General features: G+C 54.4%; 16 protein-coding genes. 9 read left to right on the top strand and 7 right to left on the bottom strand.

The window, feature by feature from the left end:
* Nucleotides 1-11 precede the first annotated feature (11 nt).
* From murA to mlaF, 7 genes are all read right to left on the bottom strand, one after another.
* Nucleotides 12-1,271, bottom strand: coding sequence for a UDP-N-acetylglucosamine 1-carboxyvinyltransferase (gene murA, locus BJP35_RS16680; RefSeq protein ID WP_020883531.1), 1,260 nt, complete (start codon nucleotides 1,269-1,271; stop codon nucleotides 12-14).
* Between the two features lie 50 nt (nucleotides 1,272-1,321).
* On the bottom strand, nucleotides 1,322-1,576 hold the full coding sequence (ibaG, locus tag BJP35_RS16675; RefSeq protein WP_008501458.1) for a BolA family iron metabolism protein IbaG: 255 nt from the start codon (nucleotides 1,574-1,576) through the stop codon (nucleotides 1,322-1,324).
* A 126-nt stretch (nucleotides 1,577-1,702) separates the two neighbouring features.
* A complete protein-coding gene (gene mlaB / locus BJP35_RS16670) occupies nucleotides 1,703-1,996 on the bottom strand; it encodes a lipid asymmetry maintenance protein MlaB (protein WP_014171806.1) in 294 nt (97 codons plus the stop codon).
* Complete coding sequence (mlaC, locus tag BJP35_RS16665; protein ID WP_014171807.1) at nucleotides 1,996-2,631, bottom strand: phospholipid-binding protein MlaC; 636 nt, start codon at nucleotides 2,629-2,631, stop codon at nucleotides 1,996-1,998. The genes mlaB and mlaC overlap by 1 nt, the downstream gene beginning before the upstream one ends.
* 18 nt (nucleotides 2,632-2,649) lie before the next feature.
* Nucleotides 2,650-3,198: an outer membrane lipid asymmetry maintenance protein MlaD gene (mlaD, locus tag BJP35_RS16660; RefSeq protein WP_025202923.1), complete on the bottom strand. Its 549-nt coding sequence runs from the start codon at nucleotides 3,196-3,198 to the stop codon at nucleotides 2,650-2,652.
* Nucleotides 3,199-3,202: 4 nt separating this feature from the next.
* Nucleotides 3,203-3,985: a lipid asymmetry maintenance ABC transporter permease subunit MlaE gene (mlaE, locus tag BJP35_RS16655; protein WP_010436044.1), complete on the bottom strand. Its 783-nt coding sequence runs from the start codon at nucleotides 3,983-3,985 to the stop codon at nucleotides 3,203-3,205.
* 7 nt (nucleotides 3,986-3,992) lie between these two features.
* Nucleotides 3,993-4,805 (bottom strand): phospholipid ABC transporter ATP-binding protein MlaF, encoded by an 813-nt coding sequence (gene mlaF / locus BJP35_RS16650; protein WP_014171809.1) that lies wholly within the window; start codon nucleotides 4,803-4,805, stop codon nucleotides 3,993-3,995.
* Nucleotides 4,806-5,036: 231 nt separating this feature from the next.
* On the opposite strand from mlaF, the gene BJP35_RS16645 reads away from it, so the two are divergent.
* The 9 genes from BJP35_RS16645 to ptsN all read left to right on the top strand — a co-directional run bounded on the left by BJP35_RS16645 (nucleotide 5,037) and on the right by ptsN (nucleotide 11,787).
* A complete protein-coding gene (locus BJP35_RS16645; protein WP_047743778.1) occupies nucleotides 5,037-6,014 on the top strand; it encodes a calcium/sodium antiporter in 978 nt (325 codons plus the stop codon).
* A gap of 13 nt (nucleotides 6,015-6,027) precedes the next feature.
* Nucleotides 6,028-7,014: an arabinose-5-phosphate isomerase KdsD gene (gene kdsD, locus BJP35_RS16640; protein WP_020883527.1), complete on the top strand. Its 987-nt coding sequence runs from the start codon at nucleotides 6,028-6,030 to the stop codon at nucleotides 7,012-7,014.
* 14 nt (nucleotides 7,015-7,028) lie between these two features.
* Nucleotides 7,029-7,595: a 3-deoxy-manno-octulosonate-8-phosphatase KdsC gene (gene kdsC, locus BJP35_RS16635; protein ID WP_047743779.1), complete on the top strand. Its 567-nt coding sequence runs from the start codon at nucleotides 7,029-7,031 to the stop codon at nucleotides 7,593-7,595.
* On the top strand, nucleotides 7,592-8,167 hold the full coding sequence (gene lptC / locus BJP35_RS16630; RefSeq protein ID WP_014171814.1) for an LPS export ABC transporter periplasmic protein LptC: 576 nt from the start codon (nucleotides 7,592-7,594) through the stop codon (nucleotides 8,165-8,167). Before kdsC ends, lptC begins: the two co-directional genes overlap by 4 nt.
* Complete coding sequence (lptA, locus tag BJP35_RS16625) at nucleotides 8,136-8,690, top strand: lipopolysaccharide ABC transporter substrate-binding protein LptA (protein WP_020883526.1); 555 nt, start codon at nucleotides 8,136-8,138, stop codon at nucleotides 8,688-8,690. The genes lptC and lptA overlap by 32 nt, the downstream gene beginning before the upstream one ends.
* Nucleotides 8,691-8,696: 6 nt before the next feature.
* Nucleotides 8,697-9,422: an LPS export ABC transporter ATP-binding protein gene (gene lptB, locus BJP35_RS16620; protein WP_014171816.1), complete on the top strand. Its 726-nt coding sequence runs from the start codon at nucleotides 8,697-8,699 to the stop codon at nucleotides 9,420-9,422.
* Between the two features lie 47 nt (nucleotides 9,423-9,469).
* Nucleotides 9,470-10,903 carry an RNA polymerase factor sigma-54 gene (gene rpoN, locus BJP35_RS16615; RefSeq protein WP_014171817.1) on the top strand — a complete coding sequence of 478 codons (1,434 nt, stop codon included), beginning with the start codon at nucleotides 9,470-9,472 and terminating at the stop codon, nucleotides 10,901-10,903.
* Nucleotides 10,904-10,925: 22 nt separating this feature from the next.
* Entirely contained in the window at nucleotides 10,926-11,213 is a 288-nt protein-coding gene (gene hpf / locus BJP35_RS16610; protein ID WP_014171818.1) for a ribosome hibernation promoting factor, read from the top strand.
* Between the two features lie 82 nt (nucleotides 11,214-11,295).
* On the top strand, nucleotides 11,296-11,787 hold the full coding sequence (gene ptsN / locus BJP35_RS16605; RefSeq protein ID WP_014171819.1) for a PTS IIA-like nitrogen regulatory protein PtsN: 492 nt from the start codon (nucleotides 11,296-11,298) through the stop codon (nucleotides 11,785-11,787).
* Nucleotides 11,788-11,831: the final 44 nt, after the last annotated feature.

The raw sequence follows: 11,831 nt of genomic DNA, 5'->3' as shown, positions 1-11,831 counted from the left end.
TGCCGGAACGATTACTCGCCCTTCACACGCTCGATATTCGCACCCAGCGCGCGCAGTTTATCTTCGATACGTTCATAGCCACGATCGATGTGATAAATACGATCAACGACCGTCGTCCCTTCCGCAATACAACCCGCCAGCACCAGGCTTGCAGATGCACGCAGATCGGTTGCCATCACCTGAGCACCAGACAGTTTCTCAACGCCGTGGCAAATCACGGTATTACTCTCGATCTCAGCATGTGCGCCCATACGGATCAGTTCCGGTACGTGCATAAAGCGGTTTTCAAAGATGGTCTCGGTAATGAACCCCGTCCCTTCCGCCACCAGGTTTAACAGGGTGAACTGCGCCTGCATATCGGTCGGGAAAGCAGGATGCGGAGCTGTACGCACGTTTACCGCTTTTGGACGGTTGCCGTGCATGTCCAGGCTGATCCAGTCTTCACCGATTTCGATATCAGCGCCTGCGTCACGCAGTTTCGCCAGCACCGCATCCAGGGTATCTGGCTGCGCGTTGCGGCAGGTAATTTTCCCGCCTGAAATCGCGGCAGCAACCAGGAACGTACCGGTTTCGATACGGTCTGGCAGGACGCGGTACACGCCGCCGCCCAGACGCTCAACGCCTTCGATGGTGATACGGTCGGTGCCCTGGCCGGTGATCTTCGCACCCAGCGCCACGAGGAAGTTCGCGGTATCCACAATCTCCGGTTCACGCGCGGCGTTTTCGATGATGGTAGTACCTTCTGCCAGCGTTGCCGCAGACATGATGGTGACGGTGGCACCAACGCTCACTTTGTCCATGACAATGTGCGCGCCTTTCAGGCGGCCATTCACAGACGCTTTAACATAACCTTCTTCGAGTTTGATCTCGGCGCCCAGTTTCTCCAGGCCAAAGATGTGCAGGTCAACCGGACGTGCACCGATTGCGCAGCCACCCGGCAGGGAAACCTGACCCTGACCAAAACGTGCCACCAGCGGGCCAAGCGCCCAGATGGATGCACGCATGGTTTTCACCAGATCGTAAGGTGCAGAGAAGTTGTTTACGTTGCTGGCGTCGATCCAGACAGAACCGTTACGCTCAACTTTGGTGCCCAGCTGGCTGAGCAACTTCATGGTGGTGTCGATATCTTTCAGCTTCGGTACGTTCTGAATTTCTACCGGCTCTTCCGCGAGCAGCGCAGCAAAGAGGATGGGCAGCGCGGCATTTTTTGCGCCAGAAATTGTGACTTCGCCCTGGAGACGCGTTGGCCCCTGTACACGAAATTTATCCATTGTGTGCTCTCTTATAAATTCAACCGTGCTGCGGGCGTGTCGCCCACAACTCAAAAACCGTTTAGTTTGCGATCGCGTGCCCACTCTTGAGGGGTGAACGCTTTAATCGACAGGGCGTGGATGCGGTTATCCGCAATGTATTCCATCAGCGGCGCGTATACAGCCTGCTGTTTCTTCACACGGCTCATACCGTCGAACATCTCACCCACAGCAATAACCTGGAAGTGACTGCCATCGCCAGTGACGTGGGCTTCCTGAAGGGAGAGTGCATTCATCAGCACTGTCTGGATTTCATGATTTTCCATGGGTTCTTAATCATCTGATAGTGAAAACAAGCCCAACATCTTAGAGCAAAGTGGCGTCGTCTTAAACAAGCAAAAAGCCCCGACGATGAATCTGTCAGGGCTTTCAGAAGTAACGCACTGAAAATATTAACGAGGCAGTACGTCCTGAGGGAGATTATAGAGCTGGGCCAGGGTGACCACATTATCGCTCGCCGCGTGCAGCGTAACGCTTGTCCCCTGCTTTTTCCCCACGGCAACAAGATGGGCCAGCAGCGCGACGCCTGCCGTGTCCACCCGTGAAATGCCGCTCAGATCGATAACCGTCACGCCCTGCATCGCTTCAAAACGTTTGTCCCAGAGCGGGTTCAGCAGATCCTGGTCGAGTTCACCCGTCAGCTTCAACGTCTCACCCTCACGCGACCAGCTCAGTTGATCCGACATTACTTCTTCTCGTCCAGAGAGATTTTCTGACGCGAGATAGACTGCAGCTGTGCGGTCAGGCCATCAATGCCTTTGGTGCGCAGCAGGTCACTCCACTCGTTCTGTTTAGTGGTGATCATGCTCACCCCTTCCGCAATCATGTCATAGGCCTGCCAGTGACCGGTCTGGCTGTTTTTACGCCACTGGAAGTCCAGGCGTACTGGCGGACGGCCGTTAGGATCGATAATCGTGACGCGGATAGGAATGATAGTCGCGTCGCCCAGCGGCTGCTCTGGCGCAATCTGATAGGTCTGACCGTGATACATTGCCAGTGCCTGACCGTAAGCCTGTTTCAGGTATTCACGGAACGCGGCAAAATAGGCGTCGCGCTGCGCCGGGGTCGCGTCTTTGTAATAACGGCCCAGAACCAGCGCACCCGCATATTTGATCTGCACGTACGGCAGCAGCTCTTGATCAACCACGTCGCGCAGATAATCAGGATTGGAACGAATTTTCGGCTGTTCGTTTTTAAGCCGGTCGAAGGTCTTCTTCGCAGCCTCATCCATCAGTTTGTACGGGTTACTCTGATCCGCAGCATGCGCCGCGGTGAGAGGGGCAATGACCAGCATGGCAACCATTAACAGTCGTTTAAACATGAATGACTTCTCCTGAAATTAATTCGTCGTGCCTGGTGTCGGTGCGACACTGGCAGGATCTTCGCTCTGCGCAGGGGCAGCGTCGGACTTCTTATCATCTCCTTTACTGTTATAAAGGAACTGACCAATCATATCCTCCAGTACCATCGCGGACTTCGTATCCTGGATTACGCTACCGTCTTTAAGGATAGTCGTTCCCAGCTCCGGGTCTTCAAAACCGACGTTAAGCGCCAGATATTGCTCACCCAGGAGGCCGGACGTGCGGATAGAAAGCGAGCTGGTGTCCGGGATATGGTTGTAACGCTCTTCAATATCCATCGACACGCGCGGCAGATAGGTTTTCTCATCAAGCGTAATGTCAGAGACGCGCCCGATGACCACCCCGCCTATACGTACCGGCGAGCGCGCCTTCAGCCCGCCGATGTTATCAAAGGTCGCATAAATGCGATAAGTCGGCTCGGTGCGCACAGACGTGATATCCGCCGCTCTCAGGCAGATAAACAGCGCGGCCAGCAACGCCAGTAACAGGAACACGCCGACCCAAATTTCATTTTTTCTCGTTTGCATGAACTCAATTCCCAAACATCAGTGCGGTGAGCACAAAATCCAGACCCAGTACGGCCAGCGACGAATGTACGACAGTACGTGTAGTTGCACGGCTGATGCCCGCCGAGGTCGGGATCGCATCATAGCCATTGAACAAGGCGATCCAGGTGACCGTAATGGCAAATACCACGCTTTTAATCAGACAGTTAACCAGATCCATTCGCAGATCGATGGCGTCCTGCATGGCCGACCAGAAGAAGCCCGCATCGATGCCCTTCCAGTGAACGCCAACCAGCGAGCCGCCCCAGATACCCACGGCGACAAAGAGGATCGTCAGGAGCGGTAAGGAAATCACCCCCGCCCAGAAGCGTGGCGAGATCACACGACGCAGCGGGTCGACCGCCATCATCTCCATGCTGGAAAGCTGCTCGGTCGCACGCATCAGGCCAATTTCAGCGGTCAATGCCGACCCTGCACGCCCGGCGAACAACAGCGCCGCCACCACCGGCCCCAGTTCACGCAGCAGCGACAGCGCCACCAGCATGCCGAGGCTGGTTTCGGCGCTGTAGGTCGTCAGAACGAGGTAGCCCTGCAGCCCCAGCACCATACCGATAAACAGACCGGAGACAATGATGATGAGCATCGACAGCACGCCGACATTATAGAGCTGCCGCACCAGTAGCGGTGCATGCTTACGAAATTCCGGCTTGCCGACCAGCGCGTTGAACAACATCAATCCGGCACGCCCGAACGTCCTGATGGTTTTTATGCCACGGTGTCCAAGAGCGGCCAATGCATTTAACAGCATCAGTGGCTTAACTCCCTATTCCCAGTAAATCGTCACGATAGTCGCCCGCCGGGTAGCGGAACGGCACAGGCCCATCCGCAATGCCGTCGAGGAACTGCCGTACACGCGGATCGCAGTTTTCCTGCAACGCCTGAGCGCTGCCATGCGCGACGATCCTTTTGTCTGCCACAATGTAGGCATAGTCGGCGATGCTCAACACTTCCGGTACATCGTGAGAAACCACAATGCAGGTTACGCCGAGCGCGCTGTTCAGTTCAGAGATGAGCTTCACCAGCACGCCCATCGTGATAGGGTCCTGCCCGACGAACGGTTCGTCGAACATGATTAAATCGGGTTCTAAGGCGATGGCGCGTGCCAGCGCGGCGCGGCGTGCCATACCGCCGGACAACTCTGAGGGCATCAGTTTTGCAGCCCCTCGCAGCCCCACGGCCTCAAGCTTCATCATCACCGTACTTTTCAGCAGCTCTGGCGGCAGACGGGTGTGTTCGCGCAGCGGATAGGCCACGTTATCAAAGACGTTCATGTCAGTGAACAACGCTCCCGACTGGAAAAGCATACTCATGCGTTTACGAACAGTATACAGGCGCGATCGTGACATCTCGGGGATGTTTTCGCCGTCAAAGAGGATTTCACCGCTATCGGGTGGGATCTGGCCACCAATAAGGCGCAGCAAGGTCGTTTTACCGATCCCGGACGGCCCCATGATGGCAGTGATCTTGCCACGCGGTACGGTCAACGAAATATCATCGAATATCAATCTGTTGGCGCGAGAAAAACTCACACCCCGGACATCAACTAAATTCGCCATAGTTTGGCTCATTTATGGTTCCTTTCTTACCCTGCTCACGTTAAGCATGCAGACTGAATCAGCCCTAAACTCAGCATTTTTACAGAATATTAGCCGTTGAGGTTAGCGAAAGCTGGCATTTGTTTTACTTTTCCGGCGCATAAAGTCAAAATTAGGAATTCGTTACGCCTCAGACTGTATGCAGTCCTGCCATTCCATTCCTGCGCGATGGACCGACGAGTATACCTGAAGAAAGGACTTTTGATGCTTTTAGCAACAGCACTGTTAATAATTGGTTTACTTTTGGTGGTCTACAGTGCTGACCGTTTGGTATTTGCTGCATCTATCCTGTGCCGCCTGACTGGCGTACCGCCTGTCGTCATCGGGATGACCGTGGTCAGTGTCGGCACCTCGCTTCCTGAAATCATCGTCTCTGTCACGGCATCACTGCACGGTCAGTTAGACCTTGCCGTCGGCACCGCGATTGGTTCCAACATCGTCAATATCTTACTGATCCTTGGCCTGGCGGCCCTGCTCCATCCATTTCGCGTGCATTCTGATGTTCTGCGCCGTGAATTGCCGCTAATGTTAATCGTAAGCCTGCTGGCAGGGTGCGTATTTTATGATGGCGTACTGAGCTACGGTGACGGCATTTTCTTGCTGGCGCTGGCCGTTATCTGGCTGCTGTATAGTGTTAAAATCGCCCGTCTGGCAGAAAAACAGGGCCAAGATAGCCTGACGCGAGAGCAGGTCGCCGAACTCCCGCGTGAAGGCACGCTGCCTGTAGCGCTGCTGTGGCTCGGCGTCGCGCTGATCATCATGCCGATGGCCACGCGCATGGTCGTCGATAACGCCACGGTGCTGGCGAACTATTTCGCCATGAGTGAGCTCACCATTGGCCTGACGGTCATTGCCATTGGCACCAGTCTGCCAGAACTGGCCACCGCTATCGCAGGGGCACGTAAAGGTGAAGATGACATTGCCATAGGCAATATTATCGGTTCAAACATTTTTAATATCGCCATCGTGATGGGCCTGCCGGCCCTGATAACGCCCGGGCCTTTTAACCCCCTGGCATTCTCACGCGATTACGGGGTGATGTTGCTGGTCAGCGTCATTTTTGCCCTGCTCTGCTGGCGGCGGCAACGACAGATTGGCAAAGGCGCAGGGGTGCTGCTGACGGGTGGATTTATCGTATGGATGGCGATGCTGTACTGGCTTTCGCCTCTTCTCTCTGGGTAAACGGAAACGCATTATGTCGCAAATAGAATTGCAGCCGGGTTTTGACTTTCAGAAAGCAGGCAAAGAGGTTCTGGAGATTGAACGTGAAGGTCTGGCGCAGTTAGATCAGTACATTAATCAGGATTTTAGTCTGGCATGTGAGAAGATGTTCTACTGTGCCGGTAAAGTCGTGGTGATGGGCATGGGCAAGTCCGGTCACATTGGGCGCAAAATGGCGGCAACGTTTGCCAGCACCGGAACCTCTTCCTTCTTTGTACACCCGGGGGAAGCCGCGCACGGCGATCTGGGCATGGTAACGCCGCAGGATATCGTCATCGCGCTATCGAACTCCGGTGAGTCTAATGAGATCCTGGCGCTGATCCCCGTGCTGAAGCGGCTGCGGGTTCCGCTTATTTGCATGACCAGCCGCCCGGAAAGTAGCATGGCGCGCGCGGCGGATATTCACCTGTGCGTGAAAGTGCCTAAAGAAGCCTGCCCGCTGGGTCTTGCTCCAACGTCCAGCACGACCGCTGCGCTGGTCATGGGCGATGCGCTTGCCGTTGCGTTGCTGGAAGCCCGCGGTTTTACCCCGGAAGATTTCGCGCTTTCCCACCCAGGTGGCGCGCTCGGGCGTAAGCTTCTGCTTCGGGTTAACGATATTATGCACACTGGCGATGAGATCCCTCACGTCAGTAAAGAGGCCTCCCTGCGCGATGCGCTACTGGAGATCACCCGCAAGAATCTGGGTATGACGGTTGTGTGCGACGACCTGATGAAGATCCAGGGGATCTTCACCGATGGCGACCTGCGCCGCGTGTTCGACATGGGTGTTGATGTTCGCACGCTGGGCATCGCTGATGTGATGACGTCCGGCGGTATCCGTGTTCGTCCGGGCACGCTGGCGGTGGATGTGCTGAACCTGATGCAGTCCCGTCATATCACCTCAGTGATGGTTGCCGATGGCGACCAGTTGCTGGGTGTGGTACATATGCATGATCTGCTGCGCGCAGGCGTAGTGTAATGAAGGATAAGACAATGAGTAATGCGGGTGCATCCCTTGCAACCTGTTATGGTCCGGTCAGTACCCGTATGATGGCAAAGGCGGAAAATATTCGCCTGCTCATCCTGGATGTGGATGGGGTACTCTCTGATGGCCTGATTTACATGGGCAATAATGGTGAAGAGCTGAAAGCGTTTAACGTTCGCGATGGCTACGGTATTCGTTGTGCGCTCACATCAGGCATCGACGTTGCCATCATCACCGGTCGGAAAGCTAAACTGGTTGAAGACCGTTGTGAAACGTTAGGCATTACCCATCTGTATCAGGGTCAGTCCGATAAGATGGCGGCGTTCAACGATTTACTGGGTAAACTGGCCGTCGCGCCGGAAAACGTGGCCTATGTCGGGGACGATCTGATTGACTGGCCGGTGATGGCTGAAGTCGGTCTGAGTATCGCCGTGGCCGATGCGCATCCGCTGCTGATCCCGCGCGCTGACTATGTCACCCATATCAACGGTGGCCGTGGTGCCGTACGTGAAGTCTGCGATCTGCTTTTGCTGGCGCAGGGCAAGCTTGATGAGGCCAAAGGGCAATCGATATGAGTAAAACCAGACGTTGGGTTATCATTCTGCTTTCGCTTGTCGCACTGGTATTGATTGGCGTGAACCTTGCCGATCGCGACGATACGCAGACGGAAGTGGTCAATACGAGCGAGCCAACTTATAAAAGCGATCACAGTGACACCGTGGTCTACAGCCCGGAAGGTGCGCTGAACTATCGCCTGATTGCCCAGCATGTTGAATATTTTTCAGATGACGGTATTTCGTGGTTTACCCAGCCTGTCATGACCACGTTTGATAAAGACAAAGTGCCGACGTGGTCGATTAAATCTGACCGGGCAAAACTGACGAATGACCGTATGCTTTATCTGTATGGCCACGTTGAAGTCAACGCCCTGACCGCTGACTCACAACTGCGCAAAATCACGACGGATAATGCACAGATCAACCTCGTGACCCAGGACGTGACGTCGCAGGATCTGGTCACACTGTATGGCACAACATTTAATTCCAGCGGTTTAAGAATGCGCGGGAACTTACGCAGCAAAAACGCCGAGCTGATTGAAAAGGTTAGAACCTCCTATGAAATTCAAAACAAACAAACTCAGCCTTAAAGTAATTATCGCCAGTGCGATGCTGGCGACCAGTCTTCCCGCGCTTGCTGTAACGGGCGATACTGACCAGCCTATCCATATCGAGTCCGACACGCAGTCGCTTGATATGCAAGGCAATGTCGTTACCTTTACCGGTAACGTCGTCATGACCCAGGGCACCATCAAAATCAACGCCGACAAAGTGGTCGTTACCCGTCCCGGTGGCGAGCAAGGCAAAGAGATCATTGATGGCTATGGCAACCCGGCAACCTTCTACCAGATGCAGGATAACGGCAAACCCGTGAAAGGCCGCGCCACACATATGCACTATGAGCTGGCGAAGGACCTGGTCATCCTGACCGGTAACGCCTATCTGGAACAGCTGGACAGCAACATCACCGGCGACCAGATCACCTATCTGGTGAAAGAGCAAAAAATGCAGGCCTCCAGCGAGAAAGGCAAACGCGTAACCACCGTGCTGGTTCCGTCGCAGCTGCAGGACAAAGGTAAGGGTCAGGCCCCGGCACAGAAGAAGAGTAACTAATTCGTTATGGCAACATTAACTGCAAAAAATCTCGCGAAGGCCTATAAGGGCCGCCGTGTCGTAGAAGATGTCAGTCTGACCGTCAACTCCGGCGAAATTGTAGGCCTGCTTGGCCCTAACGGTGCGGGCAAAACCACAACTTTCTACATGGTCGTTGGCATTGTGTCGCGCGATGCGGGCAACATCGTCATTGATGATGAAGATATCAGTCTTCTGCCGCTGCATGCGCGTGCGCGTCGCGGTATCGGCTATCTGCCGCAGGAAGCCTCCATTTTCCGCCGCCTGAGCGTCTTTGATAACCTGATGGCCGTCCTGCAAATTCGTGACGATCTGACCAGCGAACAGCGTCAGGACCGGGCTAACGAGCTGATGGAAGAGTTCCATATCGAACATCTGCGCGACAGCCTCGGTCAGGCGCTGTCCGGCGGTGAACGCCGTCGCGTTGAGATTGCGCGTGCGCTGGCTGCAAACCCGAAATTTATTCTTCTGGATGAACCGTTTGCAGGCGTTGACCCCATCTCCGTTATCGACATTAAACGTATCATTGAGCATCTGCGCGACAGCGGGCTTGGCGTACTGATCACTGACCATAACGTCCGTGAAACGCTGGCCGTGTGCGAACGCGCATACATCGTGAGCCAGGGCAATCTGATCGCCCACGGTACGCCGCAGCAGATCCTCGAAGATGATCATGTTAAGCGTGTCTACCTTGGGGAAGACTTCAGACTCTGATAGGGTAGAGGTAATGTAACGCCGAACCGGAGAAAAATGCTCTGAACATGAAGCAAGGTTTGCAATTACGGCTCAGCCAACAACTGGCGATGACGCCGCAGCTACAGCAGGCGATTCGCCTGTTGCAACTGTCCACCTTAGAACTCCAGCAGGAGCTCCAGCAAGCGCTGGATAGCAATCCGTTGCTGGAGCAAGCCGATCTTCATGAAGAGGTAGATACCCAGCAGTCGCAGGATACTGAAGCACTCGACACCGCTGATGCGCTCGAACAAAAAGAGATGCCGGACGAGCTTCCGCTGGATGCCAGCTGGGATGAAATCTACACCGCCGGAACCCCTTCCGGTACGCGTGCAGACTACCAGGACGATGAGCTACCGGTTTATCAGGGTGAAACTACCCAGTCACTGCAGGATTACCTGATGTGGCAGGTAGAACTTACCCCTTTCTCCGATACTGACCGCGCGATTGCGACATCCATTGTCGATGCCGTGGATGACACCGGTTATCTGACCGTCACGCTGGACGAAATTCTGGAAAGCATGGGTGACGAAGAGATTGAACTCGAGGAGATAGAAGCCGTTCTGAAGCGCATTCAGCGTTTCGATCCGGTTGGGGTGGCCGCAAAAGATCTGCGCGACTGCCTGCTTATCCAACTTTCTCAGTTCAGTAAAGAGACGCCATGGCTTGATGAAGCCCGCTTGATCATCAGCGACCATCTGGATCTTCTGGCCAATCACGATTTCCGCAGCCTGATGCGCGTCACGCGCCTGAAAGAAGAGGTGCTGAAAGAGGCGGTCAATCTGATTCAGTCCCTCGATCCGCGCCCCGGTCAGTCCATTCAGACCAGCGAACCCGAGTACGTCATCCCGGATGTGCTGGTCAGAAAACACAATGACCGCTGGGTCGTTGAACTGAACTCAGACAGCATCCCTCGCCTGCAAATCAACCAGCAGTATGCCTCCATGTGCACCAGCGTGCGTAACGACTCCGATAATCAATACATTCGTAGCAATTTGCAGGAAGCGCGATGGTTGATCAAAAGTCTGGAGAGCCGAAATGATACGCTGCTCCGCGTAAGCCGCTGTATTGTCGAACAGCAGCAGGCGTTCTTTGAGCAGGGCGAAGAGTATATGAAACCGATGGTGCTGGCGGATATCGCCCAGGCCGTCGAGATGCATGAATCAACCATTTCCCGCGTGACCACGCAGAAGTATCTGCACAGTCCACGCGGTATTTTTGAGCTTAAGTATTTCTTCTCCAGCCATGTGAATACCGAGGGCGGCGGTGAAGCGTCGTCAACGGCCATTCGCGCCCTGGTGAAGAAGTTGATCGCCGCGGAGAACCCCGCGAAGCCACTGAGCGACAGTAAGTTAACCACCATACTGTCCGACCAGGGTATTATGGTGGCACGCCGAACTGTTGCGAAGTATCGAGAGTCTTTATCCATTCCGCCGTCTAACCAGCGTAAACAGCTGGTCTGACACAACCGATAAGGAAGACACTATGCAGCTCAATATCACAGGACATAACGTCGAGATTACTGAGGCTTTACGTGATTTTGTGAATGCTAAATTCGCGAAACTCGAGCAGTATTTCGAAAGGATCAACCAGGTCTATGTTGTATTGAAAGTGGAGAAAGTGACTCATATCTCGGATGCGACCCTGCATGTCAACGGGGGTGAGCTCCATGCCAGTGCGGAAGGGCAAGACATGTACGCTGCTATCGACGGCTTGATTGATAAGCTTGCACGACAGCTCAATAAACATAAAGACAAACTGAAACAACACTAATTGTCCGGGCAGTTAACGGGTGCAGGAAGGCCTGTTGTGAAACACAACAGGCCGTTTGTACAGTTAGCGCTTAGGTGAAATTATGATGAACAACGATTCCGCTCTTCAACTGAGCAATGTCCTTAACCAGGAATGTACGCGCAGTGCTGTTCACTGCCAGAGCAAAAAGCGTGCGCTGGAGATCATCAGTGAACTGGCCGCAAAACAGCTGGGCCTGCCGCCGCAGGTCGTGTTCGAAGCGATCCTGACCCGTGAAAAAATGGGCAGTACCGGCATCGGCAACGGCATCGCGATCCCGCACGGCAAACTGGAAGAGGACACCCTGCGTGCCGTCGGTGTGTTTGTGCAGCTGGAGACGCCTATCGCCTTCGATGCCATCGATAATCAGCCCGTCGATCTCCTCTTCGCGCTGCTGGTGCCTGCCGACCAGACGAAAACCCATTTGCATACGCTTTCGCTGGTCGCAAAACGCCTGGCCGATAAAACCATTTGCCGTCGACTGCGCGCAGCCCAAAGTGATGAAGAGCTATATCAAATTATCACTGAAGCAGAAGGCAATCAGGATGATGCATAACCAGGAGATGGCCTTCACATCTGTTGTCCTGAGGAGAAACGGAA

The sequence above is a fragment of the Enterobacter sp. J49 genome (genome assembly GCF_002148625.1).
GTDB classification, from domain to species: domain Bacteria; phylum Pseudomonadota; class Gammaproteobacteria; order Enterobacterales; family Enterobacteriaceae; genus Enterobacter; species Enterobacter ludwigii.
The sequence above is the reverse complement of the archived record's forward strand: the minus strand, read 5'-3'. Positions and strand labels throughout refer to the sequence as shown.